16 protein-coding genes are annotated in these 18662 nt (G+C 57.4%); 5 read left to right on the plus strand and 11 right to left on the minus strand.

Annotated elements, in window-relative coordinates; translation table 11 throughout:
- Position 1: 1 nt before the first annotated feature.
- From CLV87_RS14290 to CLV87_RS14300, 3 genes are read right to left on the minus strand one after another with little or no spacing between them, the layout of a single operon-like run.
- Positions 2–1477 (minus strand): aldehyde dehydrogenase family protein, encoded by a 1476-nt coding sequence (locus CLV87_RS14290; RefSeq protein ID WP_208293344.1) that lies wholly within the window; start codon positions 1475–1477, stop codon positions 2–4.
- On the minus strand, positions 1478–2566 hold the full coding sequence (locus CLV87_RS14295) for an aromatic ring-hydroxylating oxygenase subunit alpha (RefSeq protein ID WP_099246401.1): 1089 nt from the start codon (positions 2564–2566) through the stop codon (positions 1478–1480). It lies immediately after the preceding gene.
- On the minus strand, positions 2563–3450 hold the full coding sequence (locus CLV87_RS14300) for a MurR/RpiR family transcriptional regulator (protein WP_099246403.1): 888 nt from the start codon (positions 3448–3450) through the stop codon (positions 2563–2565). The genes CLV87_RS14295 and CLV87_RS14300 overlap by 4 nt, the downstream gene beginning before the upstream one ends.
- Positions 3451–3517: 67 nt before the next feature.
- Between CLV87_RS14300 and CLV87_RS14305 the strand changes: the two genes are divergently transcribed.
- Genes CLV87_RS14305 through CLV87_RS14320 form a run of 4 tightly spaced genes read left to right on the plus strand, consistent with a single transcriptional unit; the run spans position 3518 to position 8941 of the window.
- Positions 3518–5962 (plus strand): FAD-dependent oxidoreductase, encoded by a 2445-nt coding sequence (locus tag CLV87_RS14305; protein WP_099246405.1) that lies wholly within the window; start codon positions 3518–3520, stop codon positions 5960–5962.
- The gene (locus tag CLV87_RS14310; protein WP_099246407.1) at positions 5959–6555 is read left to right on the plus strand and encodes a dimethylsulfonioproprionate lyase family protein; all 597 of its coding nucleotides are present in this window, start codon (positions 5959–5961) and stop codon (positions 6553–6555) included. The genes CLV87_RS14305 and CLV87_RS14310 overlap by 4 nt, the downstream gene beginning before the upstream one ends.
- Position 6556: 1 nt before the next feature.
- Positions 6557–7660 carry a mandelate racemase/muconate lactonizing enzyme family protein gene (locus CLV87_RS14315; RefSeq protein ID WP_099246409.1) on the plus strand — a complete coding sequence of 368 codons (1104 nt, stop codon included), beginning with the start codon at positions 6557–6559 and terminating at the stop codon, positions 7658–7660.
- A 3-nt stretch (positions 7661–7663) separates the two neighbouring features.
- A complete protein-coding gene (locus CLV87_RS14320) occupies positions 7664–8941 on the plus strand; it encodes an aspartate aminotransferase family protein (RefSeq protein WP_099246411.1) in 1278 nt (425 codons plus the stop codon).
- 117 nt (positions 8942–9058) lie between these two features.
- Here the strand turns inward: CLV87_RS14320 and CLV87_RS14325 are convergent, their stop codons facing one another.
- From CLV87_RS14325 to CLV87_RS14355, 7 genes are all read right to left on the minus strand, one after another.
- Positions 9059–9775, minus strand: coding sequence for an alanyl-tRNA editing protein (locus CLV87_RS14325; RefSeq protein ID WP_099246413.1), 717 nt, complete (start codon positions 9773–9775; stop codon positions 9059–9061).
- Entirely contained in the window at positions 9772–12114 is a 2343-nt protein-coding gene (locus CLV87_RS14330) for a DUF3772 domain-containing protein (protein ID WP_099246415.1), read from the minus strand. The genes CLV87_RS14325 and CLV87_RS14330 overlap by 4 nt, the downstream gene beginning before the upstream one ends.
- A complete protein-coding gene (locus tag CLV87_RS14335) occupies positions 12114–13139 on the minus strand; it encodes a cysteine synthase A (RefSeq protein ID WP_099246417.1) in 1026 nt (341 codons plus the stop codon). The genes CLV87_RS14330 and CLV87_RS14335 overlap by 1 nt, the downstream gene beginning before the upstream one ends.
- 69 nt (positions 13140–13208) lie before the next feature.
- Complete coding sequence (locus CLV87_RS14340; protein WP_306438022.1) at positions 13209–14369, minus strand: gamma-glutamylcyclotransferase; 1161 nt, start codon at positions 14367–14369, stop codon at positions 13209–13211.
- Positions 14351–14791 carry a TrgA family protein gene (locus tag CLV87_RS14345; protein WP_099246421.1) on the minus strand — a complete coding sequence of 147 codons (441 nt, stop codon included), beginning with the start codon at positions 14789–14791 and terminating at the stop codon, positions 14351–14353. Before CLV87_RS14345 ends, CLV87_RS14340 begins: the two co-directional genes overlap by 19 nt.
- Positions 14792–14875: 84 nt before the next feature.
- On the minus strand, positions 14876–16315 hold the full coding sequence (locus CLV87_RS14350) for a cryptochrome/photolyase family protein (protein WP_099246423.1): 1440 nt from the start codon (positions 16313–16315) through the stop codon (positions 14876–14878).
- Complete coding sequence (locus CLV87_RS14355) at positions 16312–17511, minus strand: aminotransferase class V-fold PLP-dependent enzyme (RefSeq protein ID WP_099246425.1); 1200 nt, start codon at positions 17509–17511, stop codon at positions 16312–16314. The genes CLV87_RS14350 and CLV87_RS14355 overlap by 4 nt, the downstream gene beginning before the upstream one ends.
- A gap of 144 nt (positions 17512–17655) precedes the next feature.
- On the opposite strand from CLV87_RS14355, the gene CLV87_RS14360 reads away from it, so the two are divergent.
- On the plus strand, positions 17656–18033 hold the full coding sequence (locus CLV87_RS14360; protein ID WP_099246427.1) for a VOC family protein: 378 nt from the start codon (positions 17656–17658) through the stop codon (positions 18031–18033).
- A 36-nt stretch (positions 18034–18069) separates the two neighbouring features.
- Here CLV87_RS14360 and CLV87_RS14365 read toward each other — a convergent pair whose 3' ends face one another.
- Positions 18070–18588: a DinB family protein gene (locus tag CLV87_RS14365; RefSeq protein WP_235871935.1), complete on the minus strand. Its 519-nt coding sequence runs from the start codon at positions 18586–18588 to the stop codon at positions 18070–18072.
- Positions 18589–18662 lie beyond the last annotated feature (74 nt).

Raw genomic sequence — 18662 nt, forward strand, 5'->3', positions numbered from 1 at the left:
TTTACCCCTTGAGTTTGATGGCGACGTTTTTGGTCTGCACATAATTCCACAGTGCCTCGCGCCCTTTCTCTCGTCCATAACCGGATTTGCCATAACCGCCAAAGGGTGTTTCAACCCCGCCCGCATACCATTCGTTGACAAAGACCTGACCAGCGCGAATTTGCCGGGCTGCCGATGTCGCTCGGTCGAGATCGCGGGTAAAGACACCACCGACCAGCCCATAGGGCGTGCCATTGGCGATTTTGATCGCCTCGTCATCTGACGAGAATTTCAACACCGACAGGACCGGGCCGAACACTTCGTCATTGGCGATGGTCATGTCTGGACTAACGTCTGTCAGGATTGTTGGCTCAAGACAGGCACCGGGCGTGTTGAGCCGTCGACCACCCGTCGCAACCTGCGCCCCATCAGCTTCGGCTTGTGCCACCATCGCCTCGGCCCGGTCCCGTTGTCCAACCGACACCATCGCCCCCATGGTCGGCCCAAACTCCGGCTGATCAATGCCGGGTTTTACGATCAAGGATTTGGCCACCCCAACCATGCGGTCGACCAAGTCGTCATGCACGCTTTCATGCACAATCACCCGGCTCATGGCGGAACATACCTGTCCTGCGTTGAAAAAGATCCCCCAGCGCAGGTCGTTTTCAAAGGCATCCAAATCCGCATCATTGTGCACAATCGCAGCGGATTTCCCGCCCAGTTCCAACACGCAAGGCACAACATTACGCGCCGCCGCCGTAGCAATGGCGACACCCGTTGGCACTGAACCGGTAAAGACAATCTGGTTGACCATGGGATGGCCGGACAGGGCCGCGCCTGCCTCATGGCCCAAACCACACAGGATATTGACCGCCCCGCTTGGCAATCCAACCGCTTCGGCAGCATGCGCGAACCAGGCATTGGTGAGAGGGGTCAGTTCGGGCGTTTTGATCACGCAGGTATTGCCCGTGGCCAGGGCCGCAGACAAAGATCGTGCAGTCATCTCCACCGGGTAATTCCACGGGATGATTTGGGCAGAGACCCCAAAGGGCTCGTAAGTGGTGAAATCAAAGTAGCCCTTGCCCAGCGGAATCGAACGCCCCTCAACCGTTTCAGCCTGATTACCGTAATATTCGAAATAGCGCGCGGCCCCCTCAATCTCGATCCTGGATTCCCAGAGTGGCTTGCCCTGCTCCAGGGTCAGGACCCGCGCGATGTCACCGATGTTTTCAAGCAGATAACGCCCCATGGCCTGCACCATGCGGCCACGTTCCACCGGGCGCAGATCCGACAATGCGCCTGACAGATGCACCCGGCGCGCCGCCATTACAGCGCGATCGACATCCCCCGCATCCGCCAAGGCGTGCTCGGCCAGTTTTTCGCCGGTGGCAGGGTCGATCACATCGATCCGCCCTGCCCCGCCATCAACCCACGCACCATCAATGTAATTCTGCCAATAGGGCTTCATCGCCTGTCCGTCCATTTCATGTGAGGTCATTCAAACCTGCGGAGTATCCACAGCTTCGCGCATCCAGCGCTGCAGATGCATGACCGGATGTTCGGAATTCACCCCGCCACAAGGGTCAATCACCAGCGGACCGGGCACATATCCACGTGAGCCAAGGCCACGCTGCACCGATTCCACCAGATGAATGTCCTCTTCGACGGTGGTTTCCCGGTCCTGCACCGCCAATTGCCGGATCTTGGCATCTTCGACACCACCGACCGAATACCAACCACGCCAGACCACCACATGATCGGCATCAACAGCGCGCCAATGATAGGTGTTCAGCACGTTGCCGGGATAGACCTGAAAGGAAAACATCGGCCATAGGAACCAACTGGAATACTCGTTCTGATGAGCAAAGCCGGATTGGATGTCATAGGTCATCTGATCCAGAGATTGGCATTGCGTTGTGTGGCGCAGGCACATGCCTTGGGGTTGAATGTCATAGGTTTCCGGCTTGATCACCCCATTGGCAAACGTCGGGTGGTTCAACGAACAGTGGTAACATTCGGAATAGTTCTCGACCGAAACCTTCCAGTTGCAGTTCTCTGGGATTTCCACCCATTCCAGCGGTTTCAGATCAGCCCAATTGGGCACCCATTCCTCGAGCTCAGCCCGCGCATTGGGAAACCATTCCTCCATCGGCGCGGCATCGGGGTCAAGATTGACAAAGACAAAGCCCAGAAACTCTTCGGCGCGCACTTCGGTCAGGCAAACCTTGGATTTATCAAACCCATCCACCGCCTTGATATTTGGCCCTGCCCGCAATTCGCCGGTCAATTCATAGGTCCAGGCGTGGTAAGGGCAAACGACCACGCGGGTCGACCCCTTGCCGCTGACCAATTGATGGGCGCGGTGTTGGCAGACATTGTAGAACACCCGGATCTTGTCATCACGTCCGCGGATGGCAAACAGGCTTTCACCGGCGATCTCAAAACAGGCGTAATCGCCGGTATTGGTCAGGTCAGACCCATGGCAGCCGAATTGCCAAGTCCGTGCCAATAGCCCCTCGGTTTCTAACCGGAAAACCTGCGGATCGGTGTAATACCGCGCCGCCAAAGACGTGATCGGGTCGTTCATTTTTCCTCCGCTTGGTATAGCCCCAATTGATGGCGGCGCTTGTGAAAGGTCTCGACCCGTTCGACGATTTCATCGCTCGCCACGGCAACGACGAATGACAGCAGCGTTTCAAGCAAGGCAATGATGCTGACGCTGGACGGGAAGAATTGCGGCGTGTCGACTGAGACAACAAAGCCGTGATCCGCCGCATGAATGATCGGACTGGCCGGGCTGTCAGACAGGGCAATGATCGTCATGCCCTGTTCGCGCGCAATATTCACGGCCTCGACCACTTCGCTCCGGTAGGGTTTGCAGGTGATCGCAATCAGAACGTCACGCTTATCGGCCCAGGCCAGATCATCCACAGGGGTCGATCCCGGCCTTGGGATGGCGTGAAATTCGGTCATCCCGGTTGAGGCCAGATAGGTAAAGTTGCGCGCCACCGAATTGTTGACCCCAACCCCAAGCGTAAAGACGCGCCGCGCGTTCCAGATAGCGTCTGCTGCAGATTTCAACGCATCTGTCGAGATATCGGCAAAAGTCGCTTCGACATTGGCCAGCACATCACGCACCATATCCGCATAAAGCCCACCAAGATCCCCGGATTTGGAAATGTCCTGCAACCAACGGGCACGATCCGGAAAATCAGCCGCGCCACGCCGGATCGCATCGCGGAACGGCGCGCGAAAATCCTCGTAACCGTCAAACCCCACCTGACGCGCCATGCGCACCACGGTGTTGGGTTTTACATTTGCAGCCTCAGCAATCTCGCGCACCGTGGACACCCCCACATCGCGGGGGTTTTCCAACACATAGGTTGCGGCCTTGCGGGCTTCGGGCGTCAGCTCGGGCAATTCGCCCGCCAGCCGCTCCAGAATCGATTTTGATATGTTTGTACCATTCATGATTGACGATGGTATTTTTGTTTGCTTAGCCTGTCGAGTGTAAATCGACTCGAAAAGGAATGTTGTCGTGGCGAATGAATTTCCGAGCACCGCACGGGTTGTCATTGTGGGCGGCGGTGTCATGGGGGTGGGGCTAGCCTACCATTTGGGCCATGAGGGCTGGGGTGCAGACACGGTTCTGCTGGAAAAGTCCGAACTGACATCGGGCAGCACCTGGCACGCAGCCGGGCAGATCACCCATTCGACCAGTTCCTTTGGTCTTGGCAAATGTGTTGATTACAATATCAGCTTGTATTCCGGGGTGTTAGAGGCCGAAACGGGCCAGCCCGTCACCTGGCATGGCTGCGGTTCTTTCCGCCTAGCCTATACCGAAGATGAAATGGACTGGCTGCGTCACACCTTATCCGTGGGGCGGGCGCTTGGATTTAACATCGAGCTTGTCGGGCCCGAGGAGATTGCCAAACAGCATCCGTTTTACAATCTCGACGGGGTTCTTGGTGCGTTGCACACCCCGGATGACGGGCATGTTGACCCGACCAATGTGACCATGGCCATGGCGGCGGGCGCACGGCAAAAAGGCGTGCGGATCATCCGCCAGTGCCGCGCCACCAATATCACGCAACTGCCCTCGGGTGAGTGGCAAGTCGAGACAGAGCGCGGCGCGATCACCTGCGAACATGTGGTGAATGCGGGCGGGACCTATGCGCGCCAGATGGGCGAGTGGTCCGGCCTTCAATTGCCCATGACCTCGATGACCCACCATTATTTCGTCACCGAACCGGTGCCGGAGTTTCAGGGGCTGGAGCGTGAATTACCAGTCATCCGCGATGACAAAAAAGTCTCGGGCTATATCCGGATGGAGCAAAACCGCGGCTTGATCGGGATTTACGAAAAGGAAAACCCGAACTCCGTCTGGCATGATCATTGCCCTTGGGAATATGAGAACTGGCTGTTTGACGCAGATTACGACCGGGTCATGCCCTATCTTGAAGAAAGCCTGAACCGCATGCCGGTCTTTGCTGAACTCGGCATTCAGCGCGATGTGCACGGCGCGATCAGCCACCCGCCAGATGGCAACCCGTTGATCGGCCCTGCCCCGGGCGTGCGCAATTATTGGTGCTGCTGTGGCACTCAAATCGGCATCGGCTGGGGGCCTGGCCTGACCCGAGAATTGGCGCGCTGGATGGTGCATGGTTCGGCTGACATCTCCATGCGCGACTTTGACCCGCGCCGTTTTGGCAGTTACGCGACCAAAGACTGGCAGGTTGTGAAAGCCGAAGAGGATTATTGCCTGCGCCACGAAATCCCGTTCCCGCATTTCAACCGCTTGGCGGGGCGTCCGATCAAACCCTCCCCCTTGCATGAGCTGCTGAAAGCCAAAGGGGCCGTACATGAAGAGGTCTATGGTTTTGAACGCCCCCGCTTTTTCGCCAAGGGCATCGCCCAAGAGGATCACTATTCCTTCAACCGCACCCCGGTGGACGACATGATTGCGTCCGAGGTCAAAGCGGTGCGTGAGGCTGTCGGGATCATGGATGTCACCGCCTTTACCAAGGTCATGGTCCAAGGGCCAGACGCTTATGCGCTGCTGGACCGTTTGACCGCCAACCGTATGCCACAAAAGGTCGGAGCGATCACGCTCACTCATATGTTAAACCGCGCCGGGCGAATTGAGTTGGAAACAACCATTGTTCGCATGGGAGAGGACCGGTTCTATCTGGTCTGCGCCGCCTTCTTTGAGCAGCGTTTGTTGGATCACCTCGCGCATCAACGCGACGGCGAAGATGTTACAATCACAGCACTTTCTGCGAATTGGAGCGCCCTGTCCCTGAACGGCCCCCTAGCGCGCGATGTCTTGGCAAACTGCACAGATGCCGATCTGTCCAATGCCGGGTTCCGCTGGCTCTCTGCGCAGGAAATCAACGTTGCGGGCCATTCGATCTGGGCCTTGCGTATGTCTTATGCCGGCGAATTGGGCTGGGAATTCCACATGCCCAATGCCGCCTGTTTGGATGTTTACAACGCGCTTTGGACCGCTGGTGAACCCCATGGCATCACAGATTACGGCTCTTTCGCGATGAATGCCATGCGGATGGAAAAAGGATTCAAAGGGGCCGGAGAGTTGACTAACGAGGTCACCCTTGCCGAAGCAGACGTCTTGCGCTTTGCCCGTCAGGACAAAGACTATCTGGGGCGTGACAAGACCCTGAACACCGATCTGCCCTGGATCTGCGCCTATCTGGAAATCGAACCGGATGGAAAAGCAGACGGCCATGGTGGCGAAGCGGTCATGCTGGATGGCGATGTGGTGGGGGCAACTGCCTCGGTTGTGTTTGGCCCGACGGTGGGAAAAATCCTCGCCTTTGCCTATGTCAAACCATCTGCCGCAACACCGGGCACAGAGCTCGAAGTCGTCATTCACGGCCAAGCGCGCGCCGCACGTGTTTTGGGGGAACCAGCCTATGACCCCAATTCCGACAAACCCAGAACAGATGCAAAGGTGAGCGCATGACACAGGCCTCTGTCTGGGCGCAAGCGGCAACCGAGCTTGAGCATTGTTTTGCCACCCACCCCACTCTTGCACAATTCAGCGCCTTTCCGACCGACCTCAGGCCTCAAAATACAATGGCGCGGGGATTGCCTGCACGCGATTTGTTGACAGCGGATCAAGCGCTTAGCCATGGCTCATCTTCATCTTTGCGTGACGCAGTGCTGGCGCTTGCACCGGTTGCACATTGGCTTGATCATTACCGAGACAGCGAAATTGGCGATGATTTTCTGAATCGTTTCGGCTGTTTCTGTCTGGTCGGCGATCAAGGAGGCTTTGCTTCGGATCAATTGCGCGCCTGGCTGGTCTACATGCCGCCGCACCTGCACTATCCGTGGCATCACCACCCGGCAGAAGAGCTGTACCTTGTTCTTGCTGGGAAGGCCGAATTCCTGCGCGCCGGGCAAGACCCGCAGTGGCTGACCGTTGGTGACACAGTCTTTCATGCCCCCAACCAGCCACATGCGATGACCACAGGCACAGACCCGGTTCTGTGTCTGGTGTTTTGGCGGGATCAATTTGAAACCGGTCCGCAACTCACAGCACAAGAGGCATAGGATGAAGATCTCTCGGCTTTCACTTTGGTCCTGTGACCTGACCAGCCATGAAACCTATCACATGTCCGAGGGCAAGACCTGTGACACGGTCAAAACCCATATCCTCTGCCTGGAGGCCGATACAGGGCTGAAGGGCTGGGGGGAGGTCTGCCCGATCCCGCATTATCTGCCCGCCTTTGCCGATGGGGTTCCCAGTGCCGTCACCGAAATGGCACCTGAAATATTGGGCCAGTCGCCACTGGGGGTAGACAGCCTGATGCACCGGTTGGACAAATACCTGATTGGGCATTCCTTTGCCAAATCTTTGGTGGACATGGCGCTGTGGGATCTGTTTGGCAAAGCCGTTGACCAGCCGCTCTATGCCTTGCTGGGCGGTCGGATGCAGGCTGATATGCCGCTTTATCATTCGATCACATGCATTGCCCCGGATGACATGGCGCGGATCGCGCGCGAGGCTTATGGGACCGGGATCCGGCAGTTTCAGGTCAAACTGGGAGCCGATCAGGATTGGCAAGCCGATGCGGAACGCCTGATCAAGGTGCGCGAAGCGGTGGGCGATGGCCCGCTTGTCTATGGCGATTGGAATTGCGGCGCGACCAAGTTGCAGGCCACCCGCACAGGCCGGGCCGTTGCCCATCTGGATATTATGCTGGAGCAGCCCTGCAAGACGCTAGAAGACTGCGCCGCCGTACGACAAGCTACGGGTCTGCCAATGAAAGTCGACGAGAATGCTTTTGATATGGCTTCGCTTTTGCGCGCAGCCGACCTAGGCGTTCTCGATGCAGTCGCGCTGAAACTCAGCAAATTTGGTGGTCTCTCTGCGATGCGCCGCGCCCGCGATCTGACGGTTCACCTGGGGGCCGAAATCTGCGCTGAATGCACCTGGGGGTCTGACATAGTCACTGCCGCCGCGTTGCATTTCGCGGCCTCGACCCCGCCCAATGCCTTGCTGAACACCTGTGATCTGTCCTCCTACGTTGGCCCGCGCATCGCCCCCGATGGCCCGACCCGCAAAAATGGCCGCATTGCTCCGCCCAAAGGTCCCGGCCTTGGCGTTTCTCCTGATTTGGACTTTCTTGGCTCCCCCTTGCTTGAACTGGCTTAACTCATGCAGAAACTTACCTCTCAGTCCGAATGGATCGCCCGTGCGCAGACCGTGTTACCCGCCGGTGGTTTCGGGAATTTTGACCCTGGCATCATCATTTCTCATGGCCAGGGTAGCCGTGTCTGGGATGAGGATGGCACGGAATATGTCGATTACCTGATTGGCTCTGGCCCAATGTTGTTGGGGCATGGGCACCCCGAAGTCATGGAGGCCGTGCTGGAACAACTGCCAAAGGGCATGACGTTTTTCGCAAATAATTCCAAAGGCATCGAACTAGCCGAAGCCATCGTCACTGCCGTGCCTTGTTGCGAACAGGTGCGTTTTGTGGCCTCGGGCGGCGAGGCGGATATGTATGCGATCCGGTTGGCCCGTGCCTATACAGGGCGCAACAAGATCCTGAAATTCGAAGGCGGCTATCATGGGATGAGCGCCGAGGCACAAATGAGCCTCGCCCCCGAGGCGCGGGTGAACTTTCCCCAGGCTGTGCCGGACAGTGCCGGTATCCCGCAGGGCGTGGCCGATCAGATGCTGATTGCACCCTATAATGACCTCAGCGCGGTCGAGGCCTTATTGGCCGAGCACAGTGATATTGCCGCAATCATTGTTGAACCGTTGCAACGGATCATTCCGCCCGAACCCGGCTATCTGCAAGGGCTGCGCGATCTTTGTACCAAACACCATGTTCTGCTGATCTTTGACGAGATCGTCACCGGGTTTCGCCTGGCCTTTGGCGGGGCGCAAGAGCGCTATGGCGTGGTGCCGGATATCTGCACCATGGGCAAAATCATCGGTGGGGGTTTTCCCCTGGCAGCGCTTGGGGCCAGTGCCGAGATCATGATGCATTTCGACAAATCCATCGTGGGAGCTGAAAAATGGCTGATGCAATTGGGTACGCTGTCGGGCAATCCGATTGCGGCCGCAGCAGGATTGAAAACGATGGAGATATTGGGGCGCGCGGGGAATTATGAGCGGCTGCGCGAGACGGGAAAAACCCTGCAAGACATGCAGAGTACCGCGCTGAGTAAGGCAGGCATCCCACATCAGATTTGCGGTGATGAAACCCTATTCGACATTTACTTCACCGATGCGCATTGCCGCGATTACCGCAGCGCGCATCATGACGATCCCGGTCGAAATACGCTATATAACAAGACTTTGCGCAGCCATGGCGTGTTCAAATCGCCGGGCAAACTCTATGCATCACTGGCCATCACCCAAGAGGATCTGGAGCTCACACAAAATGCAGTCATGCAGGCCGTTCAGGCAATCTGCGCCACCTAAACCGTTTCCAGTTTTTGGTGAAACAAAGCATTAGCTTTCTGCGTTTGAGCCAAAGGCGAAAGGCAGCGAAAGCTGATCCAAAATAAACTGGAAACGCTCTAAGCCCAAGGCACTCCATCACTCCAAAGTAATGGAGACCCGGCGGTTTTGCTTGCCTTTGTTTTGAACCTTGGTGATGCGTACCGTGCCGATCTCACCGGTGCGCGCCACATGGGTGCCGCCGCAGGGTTGCAAATCGACCTGTTCGGTGCCGCTGCCAATCCGCACAAGGCGCACTTTGCCTGCCCCACGCGGCGGTTGCACCGACATGGTCTTGACCAGACCGGGATTGGCATCCAGGTCCGCGTCTGAAATCCAGCCCTCGGTGACTTCAAGATCCCGGTCGATCAGCTTGTTCAGGCTGTCCTCAAGGCTGGTCACGTCCTGCGGTGCCTCGGGCATGTTGAAATCCAACCGCCCTGTCCCGGCCCCAATCGCGCCGCCAGTCACCGGCAAAGGGATGACGACGCTGAGCAAATGCAGGGCCGTATGCACGCGCATGTGTTTGTGACGCCGCTCCCAATCCAGAACCTGCACCACTTTGGTTCCAACGGCTGGTAAAGGCAAAGGTTCTGCCGCCACCAACACGCTTTCCCCCTGCTCGCCCTTGACGGCGGTTGCGATGGGAAAGCGCAGACCGTCCCATTCCAGCCAACCGCTATCGCCGGGCTGTCCGCCGCCCGTGGGATAAAACAGGTTGGGTTCCACGATCACCCCACCCTCTTCGGTATGGGCCACGACCGTACCAGCGACATCACGGATATAGGCGTCTTCGCGATACAACAGCTGGGTCATTCCGGGGCTCCTTCATCCTTATTCGCCTCACCTGTCAGGGCTTCGGGGTTGCGCAACCAGACATCGCGCTGCGCAAACGGGATCTCGATCCCTTCTTCGGTAAAGCGTTCTGCGATCTGGTGGTTGATTTCAGTTCGTACGCTGAGACCTTTGTTCACGTCACGCAGGATCATCCGCACTTCGAAATCCAGGGAATCCGCGCCAAAGCCACGGAATACCACATAGGGGGCCGGGTTCATCAGAACCATGTCGTGGTCGCGTGCGATATTCATCAGGATCTTTTCAACCCGGCGCGTATCAGTTCCGTAGGCCACACCAACCGGCACAATGATCCGCCCCAGAACGTTGCCTCGTGTGTAGTTCGATACGGTGCCCGATACCAGATCGGCGTTGGGCACGATCATGTCGTAGCGATCAAAAGTCTCGATCCGAGTCGAGCGTACCGAGATATCGCGTACGGTTCCATGAACACCGTTAACCTCGATCCAGTCGCCTTCGGAAATCGGGCGTTCGATCAGCAGGATGATGCCTGAAACAAAGTTCGACACGATATTTTGCAGGCCGAAACCAATACCGACAGACAGGGCACCAGCGACAATGGCCAGCGATGACAGGTCCAGCCCGCCCATGGTGATCGCCACAATTGCCGCGACAAAAATCCCGATATAGCCGATCCCGGACACAATCGCAGTTTGCCCGCCTTGATCGATTTTCGTCCGTGGCAGCACTGAACTGCGCAAGGCCCCTTGCAAGAGCCGGGTCAGCATGTAGCCCAGCACAAAGACCACAACGACGACCAAGAAATCGCTGGGCGAAAAGCGCGTTTCGCCGATTTGGAACCCTTCGCGGAACCGTGTCCACAGCTCGGTCAGGTCCGCCTCACGCGCGCCCCAGATCAGGGCCAGGATTGGCAGGGAGGCGATGGTCAGAATGAACCCAGCCAGAACCGGCAAGAGACCTTCGTTTTCATTCTGGTCGTCAGGCTGGCGGGTGATCAGCGCATAGAGATCGTTGATAAAGCTCTGCAAAACCAGAATGGCACCAATAACCGCCAGTGATGCGATGGCCGGGTAAACAGTGGCGCTGCCCACACGCAGATAGCCAATCGCCGCCAGAACAGGGCCAACAACGCCCAACACCATGGCCGCGCGCCCCAACAGCCGGGCAAAACGCAAGCGGAATAGCCCGGCATCCCCTTCTTTTGCCGCCTTGCTACCCACCATGGCCGCGTCATTGCGCACGCGTCCAAGCCGGAACAGGTACAGCCCTGATAGCAGCAACAACGGGTATTCGATGACCGCCAATGTTTCGGCAGAAAAGCGGTCATACTGGATGAGAACTTCTAAAAGGCCGCGCGCCACGTAAAGCGCCGCCAAAACGTCCGAGAACCAGCGAGCTTTGACCCGTTCTTCGGGGGCCAAGGGCATGACTGCGATGCTGTCATCATCGTTAAAGGCCCATTCCGCCAGCCAGTGGATCCCTAGCAACACCGCCGCCCAAACCGGCAGACTTTCCAGGAACAGGCTCCAACGGGGGCCAGCCAGCCCAGAAACCAGAACCGCTTGGGTCAAGGCATAGATACCCGCCATAGGCAGTAGGATTTGACCCAGTGAAATCAGAAAGCGCCAAACCGCCCGACGGTTACGACCAAACTTATCCGCGCCTCGGGCCAAGCTACGCGCCCAGCCGCGGCCGCGCGTCAGCAGGACAAACCCTAAAGCGGCCAGCAGGATGATGGCGGGCAATTGCGTCTTGGCTTTGTTGCGCAACAGGTCCGAGGCCCAGCGGCGCTCCAACTCCGCCCAGGATTTGGACAAGGAGGACCGCAAATCCTCCCAGGCTTGCCCCCAATGTGCGGGGTTCAAGGGGGACGGACCCAGCTCCAGCAACGCATCGGCCTGACGGGCCCGGATAATATCGTCAATCTCGCCAATCACACCATTGGCCCGGCGATAGGCTTCGTCCGCTTGTTTGACGGGTGCAGACAGGAACGCAAGCCGATCTGTCAACTCCTTGCGCCGTTGCGTGATCTCGCTGGCTTCTTCCTGCCCCTCTTCGGGCACCGGTCCCAAAGCATCCAGCTGAGATTGCAGCGTTTCAATCCGCGCAGCATTGGCTTCGCTGGCCTCAAGGAAGTTGTCGCGCCAAATCGCAACCTGACTGCGCAGGTTTTCCAGGCGCAGGTCTGATGCCTGCCCCAGTTCCAGATCAGCCTCAACCTCTGAGGCCAGGCGTTCCCAGGCCGCGTAGTCGGGGCCGTTATCCTGAGCAGAGGCCTGAAAAGCCAGGCACATCAGGGCAACAAGCGCCCAACTTAGAACGCGGCGCAGGATCGGCATCAGTCTTCAAAAACGCCAGGGATGCTGGCCGGTGCTTTGGTCAACCATGGTGGGGTCGGCAGGCCTTTGTCCTTGAGGAATTCCGGGTTGAACAGCTTGGACTGATAGCGTGTGCCATAATCGCAAAGGATGGTCACAATGGTGTGGCCCGGCCCCATTTCCTTGGCCATGCGAATGGCACCTGCAACGTTGACACCAGAGGATCCGCCAAGGCAAAGCCCCTCGTCGGTCAGCAGGTCAAACACAACCGGCAAAGCTTCGGCGTCAGGAACGCGATAGGTGAAATCCGGTTTGAACCCTTCGAGATTGGCGGTGATGCGGCCCTGCCCGATCCCTTCGGTGATCGAGTTGCCCGGGTTCTCTTCGCCGGTATAGATTTTGAACAGGCCCGCGCCTTCTGGGTCTGCCATGGCAATCTTGACCCCTTTGGGCTGCAAGGCTTCGGCGACACCGGCCAATGTCCCCCCCGATCCAACCGCGCAAACAAACCCGTCAACCTTGCCGCCCAGTTGTTCCCAGATTTCGGGGCCGGTGGTTTCCACATGGGCCTGTCGGTTGGCGACATTGTCGAACTGATTGGCCCAGATTGCGCCATTGGGTTCGGTCTTGGCCAATTCCTCGGCCAGGCGGCCGGAATAACGCACATAGTTATTGGGGTTCGAATAAGGAGCCGCAGGAACCTGAACCAACTCAGCGCCGGCAAGGCGGATCATATCCTTTTTCTCTTGGCTTTGGGTTTCTGGGATCACGATGACGGTTTTGAACCCCATCGATGCCCCAACCAGAGCCAGACCAATCCCGGTATTACCGGCGGTGCCTTCGACAATGGTGCCACCGGGTTTCAGCAGGCCCTTGGCAACCGCATCGCGAATGATGAACAGGGCGGCCCGGTCCTTGACCGATTGGCCCGGATTCATGAATTCCGCCTTGCCCAGAATCTCGCACCCCGTTTCTTCGGACGCCTTGTTGAGGCGGATAAGCGGGGTGTTTCCAATGGCCTGAGCCAAATCAGAGGCAATGCGCATGCCGAGTCCTTTCGTCACGTTTACCAAACAGGTGTAGGGCGCGCGCGCACTGAACTCAAGGCGCAGAAATCACGAGATCGTTCCTGTTTTTGCGCGCAATGTGGAACGTTGTCGATAAAGCCAAAGCAACATCATCGCCAAGGGCGCAACATTGACCTCGCCGCTATCCACAAGGCGCATCGCATGGTCAAAGGACAGCACGTGACTGCGGATATCTTCGTTTTCCTCAGCCAAACCGCCCTGCCCCTGTCCGCGCCCGGTCAGGTCACAAAGCGCGAGATAGCAGTGGAAGAATTCCGTCGAATAGCCGGGCGACGCATAAACCTTTGGCATGGTTATCAATTCTGCCAGATCCAAGCCTGCTTCTTCCTGTGCTTCGCGAATGCCGGCCTGTTTGGGGTCTTCGCCCGCATCAACCAGCCCGGCAATCGGTTCGAGGACCCAAGGGGCCGGATCACCCCGGTTAAATGTGCCCAGACGCAATTGTTCGACCAGCAGAACCTGATCATTGACCGGGTCATAGGGCAGAACAAGCGTCACATCAAAAGACATAAAGGTCTCGCGCTGAAGGACGTTGCTTTGCCCGCCATCGAACCGTTTATGCGTCGCCTCAAAGGCCTTGAGGCGAAAGAAACCGTCAAAGCCCGGGCGTTCCTTGGTGATTGTTACATCACGCGCGCTCATCTGGCTGCGAACGGTCTGCGGCGCGCCCTCGGCTGCCAGTTCCTGCGCCCAGGCACGGGCGCGGAAAAACGGCAAAAGCGGTTGGATGTCACCAGCTGAAAACCGATCTCGGCGGGTCATCACCTCTTGGGCAGCGTGCAGTGTCATCTGTCCCCAACGCGCGGCCCAATCCTGCAAGGACCAAAGATCGCCCAGCGCCCAACGATCATCCTGCGGAACATAGACATCGGCCTCACACGGACCGGTCTCTGTTTGAACGGTCTTGCGCACCAGATCGTAGGCAAAGCCGCCTTCGTAATAATTCAGGCTGTCCAGATCGTCGCGGCTCAGGTCGCGCAGCAATAGACCTGTGGCCTTTGCGCCGGGCTTGGATACGATAAATGGAAAGGCTTCGTCCTTGGCCCAATGCACCGCATGGTCCGGCAAGGTCGCCGCGGCCCCGTTCAAGGTCTCAAAAGGACGTCCCAGAACCAAAGAAAGCAGCGGCTCGTAACGCAACGTGCCGTAAAGGAATAAATCAGTCAGAGTTATCTCCAGTGGCGAGATACAGTTTCGCTAATCATGCCCGACGCAATAGCGCCAACCAGCAAGGTCAGGATGACGGGGGCGTTGATCAGGTGTTCGCCGAGTTTCACGCCGATTTCGAAAATCGCAGCAATGGCTTCAACGACACCATCATACCGGTGCTTCATCGATTCCTGCACCATCTCGTAAACGGACTGAACGAACAGCCCCCAAAAAGTCAGGGCGGCGACTCCGGTAAACCCGTTTGAAATGCCCGCAGCAAAACCACGCCCAGCGCGTGACCCCAGAACAAGCCAACCGCAGATGAACCCGATGACCGAATTGATTTCCGAGAACCGCCCAAAGGCCGTGCCTGATGGCAGTTGTGTCTTAAGGATCTCGGATACGATATAGCCCAGCACGGCCAAACAAATACCGGAAAACAATTTGGCAGCAGTGGGCATAATCACGTCTCGCTATCGGTTATGCCACAAAACATAGCGTCCAATGGGGACGGGGCGCAAGATATTGCGGCGTCGAAGCGGCGATTACTGGCCCTCGCGACTGTCTTTCCAGGTTTCATATCGCCCCAAAGCTCCTGCGCGGCCCTCAGACAGGCCAACGATAGGCGCGGGATAGTCCGCATCTGCGGATATTTGCCACGTTCTAGGGACCGCCTCGAAATAGGACAATGCACTTGGCTCTGGTGTTGATCTGCCCTCGGCCAACCACCGGTTTATGTAGTGTTCCTGCGGATCAAACTTTTGTCGTTGTGTTTCGGGATTGAAGACGCGGAAATACGGCGAGGCGTCGGGGCCACATCCAGCCACCCATTGCCAGCCCATCGCGTTCGAGGCCGGATCCCAATCGGTCAGGCAATCGGCAAACCAATCCATCCCCAATCGCCAATCCATTTGCAGATGTTTCGTCAGGTAAGACGCCACAATCATGCGCACGCGATTATGCATCTGCCCGGTGACATATAATTCACGCATCCCGGCATCGACCAAGGGCACGCCCGTCCGCCCACGTATCCATGCCTGAAAATGCGGATGGTCGGCATTTTTGAGCCAGGGAAAGCTTTGCCATTCCGCACGCCACTCGACCGTGGCCAGTTTCTTGTGATGCCACATCAGATAGGCGGCAAAGTCGCGCCATAACAATTCGCTCAGGAACTTATCTGCGCCATCTTGGCCTTGATGCGCAGCCTTTTGGCCCGCCGCCCAGCACCGCGCGATGCTGATCTCGCCCCAGGTCAGGAAAGGCGACAGGCCGGAACAGGCATCCGACGCGGGCAAATCCCGTTCGGCTTGATATCTGGAGATCCGGTTGGTGGTGAAGTCATCCAGCTTGGCCAGCGCATTGGCCTCTCCGACACTGTTGTGCTGCGCCAAGACCTGCGCACCACGGTTCATCGATTTGGCCAGGCTCCAACTCGCCAACGCAGCGCTTGCAGGCCAGGTATTTGGCGCGCGCAGTTTCGGAACATCCAATAATTCGCCTGCAATCAGTCGGTGCCACACGGCCCGACGAAAGGCAGAATAAACCTTGTAATCACCCCCCTGCCCGGTCTGTACCGTCCAAGGTTCATGCAAGAGCGCACCAGCAAAGCTTTTCGCCTCAACGCCCCGGGCCTTGAGAGCCGCTTTGACGCCGGTATCTCGGGCCACTCTGTCAGGGTCATAGGCGCGTTGCCAATAGACCGTTGTCGCGCCTGTCTCGGCCAAGAGTTCTTGCAAGACCGTCAAAGCCGGTCCTTTTCGCAGGATCAAACGCGACCCGACCTTTTTCAAAGAACTGCCAAACGTTGCCAAGGCCTGATCGAAACGCCAATTAGACGCCGCGCCCAGGGTTTCGAAAACCTCATCAAAGATAAAGACCGGGATCACAGGACGCCCGGTTTGGGCCGCCGCCGTCAAGGCTGCGTGATCGCGCAACCTTAGGTCACGACGAAACCAAACGATGACAGGCGGCTCGAGATTCGTCACAGCACCTGATCCAGCGCTTTGATCAACTGCTCGATTTCATCTTGATTTGTGTAATGCGTAAAGGACAGCCGCAAAACGCCATGCTCCGGTTTGATCCCAAGGGCCTCAAGTACACGAACCGCATAAAAATCTCCGCCACCGGCCATGATCCCATGGTTTGCCAGTTCGGTGGCCAGCTCGATCCCAGGCCGGTTGGCGCAAACGGCCACTGTGGGTGCTCGGCCCGCTGCCTCCTCTGGCCCCAAAAGGCGCAGATCATTGCGCCCCTTTACGTAATCCAACAAAGGTTGCAACAAGGCGCTTTCGTGATCGCGCATCAGGTCATGCACCTTGGACGGGTCCACGCCATGGTGTCCGGCCAGATCTTCGACGTAATCCACCATCCCGGCACAGGCCGCCACTTGGGCATGATCCGGCCCTGCCGGGGTGAAACGTTTATATAGACTGTCCGCATTGAAATAATGCGCCTGATTGGGCAGGGTCATGCCCAGACTGCGCCTGATCGTCATGATCCCCTGATGCGGACCAAAGGTTTTGTAGGCGGAGAACAGGTAGATATCCGCACCCAGCGCCCCAACATCGGGAAACCCGTGCGGCGCATAGCTGACACCGTCCACACAGGTGAATGCCCCGGCAGCATGGGCCAAGGCGGTGATCTCTTGGACCGGGTTGATCTCGGCGATGACATTGGAACAATGCGGAAAGCAGACCAGTCGCACAGACTCATCCAGCAGAGTTTCCAGATCTTCGGGGTTCAAACGTCCAGTAGCCGGGTCAACCTTCCACTCCCGAATCTCAATCCCATCCTCGGCCAATCGCCGCCATGGGCCGCTATTGGCTTCATGATCTTGGTTCGTGACGATGATCGCCTCACCCGGAGACATCATTTGCCGAAACGCCTGGGCCAGAACATAGGTGTTCTGCGTGGTGGACGGGCCAAAAGACAGCTCATCCGTAGCGCCCCCCAACAGCGCTGCCAACCGCTGCCGCGCCTCATCCATCTCTTGCCCCCCCAATTGGCTGGCCGCATAGGGCGCATAGGGCTGCACCTTGCGTTGATGGTAAAACCGCGTCAGCCGATCAATGACATGCTGACAGGTATAGGACCCACCGGCGTTTTCAAAAAACGCCTGCCCTTGCAAACTAGGCTCCTGAAAGGCCGGAAACCGGCTTCTGACAAAATCGACATCCAACATGTGCTGCTCCTCAATCCACCGTCGCAAGAAAGCGGCATTGTTCAATCTGGTCAAGCCAGCCCGCAACGTCCCCAAACTGACACAGCTTGTCAGGTAGCTGTGCCAAACCGTGAGGCAAGTCGAAAAACCAAAAGGAGAGACAATATGAGCTGGATACCAAAGGATTTTCTGGTCTGGGGCGAATTGCCGGTTACGGATTTGGACAAGGTAGTGGCGTTTTATCGAACTGTCACCCAGGGTGAGATCACGGTCACCGAAGACGGACCAAATCCGATGGCTGTTTTTCAGGTCAAAGACCGCGCCATGGGCATCGCACTGAGCATCTATCCCGGAACCCCTCCGGAACGTGGCACCGGGCCAACCCTGCACCTGGCCGCCAAAGGCAAGTTGGAAGAGGTCATGCAACGCGTGCGCGATGCCGGAGGTGAGGTTGTCTCCGACCCCATACCTCTGCCCGCTGGCCGGTTCTTTTATGCGATCGACCTAGACGGAAATTCGGTCGGCTTTTTCGAAGGAAAATAGCTGTCTGGGGGCTTGTCCTGCCAGAGTAGGAAGGCCCTACGCCCCTTCCGGCAATAGAAACAAATCAGTCACCATGCTCTCACAGCCAATAGCAGTCAGCATCATGTGCAATTGCCCGCGATGATGGGTTTGGTGATTGAACATATTTGCAACGCAAACCCATTTGGGGGTACAGAATCGCTGTCCATAGACTGAGGAAAACCAGCTAAGCTCGCCGGTCAGATCAATGGCGCGCAGTTTTTCTGCCCATTGTTGTGTAGCCACATCCGTCCGAAACCGCATAATCTCCCATTCCGAAAAAGATGATGTCAGCTCTGCCCCCATCGCACTATCATCCTCGGGTGCTGGCATCACATCGAAACGTGACAACCAGAGTTGATCTGTCCAAAGCAGATGATTGGCTGTGGCCATAATTGAGCCAAAGAACGCGCCCCTGTGTTGAAAAAGAACGTCATCATTCAGCCCAGACATCATCGCCTGCAACTGCTTGTTTTGCCACTGATTGTAGCGCGCCATCTCGCGCACATATTCAGGAGAAATCATCGCCCCAACCACCCGTTCTTTAAACGTCACAACGCCTTTGGTTAAATGAAAGCAGCGTATTGTGACATATCAGAGCCCATTCGCGG

Origin of the sequence: Pelagimonas phthalicica, from assembly GCF_004364805.1 — a bacterium.
GTDB classification, from domain to species: domain Bacteria; phylum Pseudomonadota; class Alphaproteobacteria; order Rhodobacterales; family Rhodobacteraceae; genus Pelagimonas; species Pelagimonas phthalicica.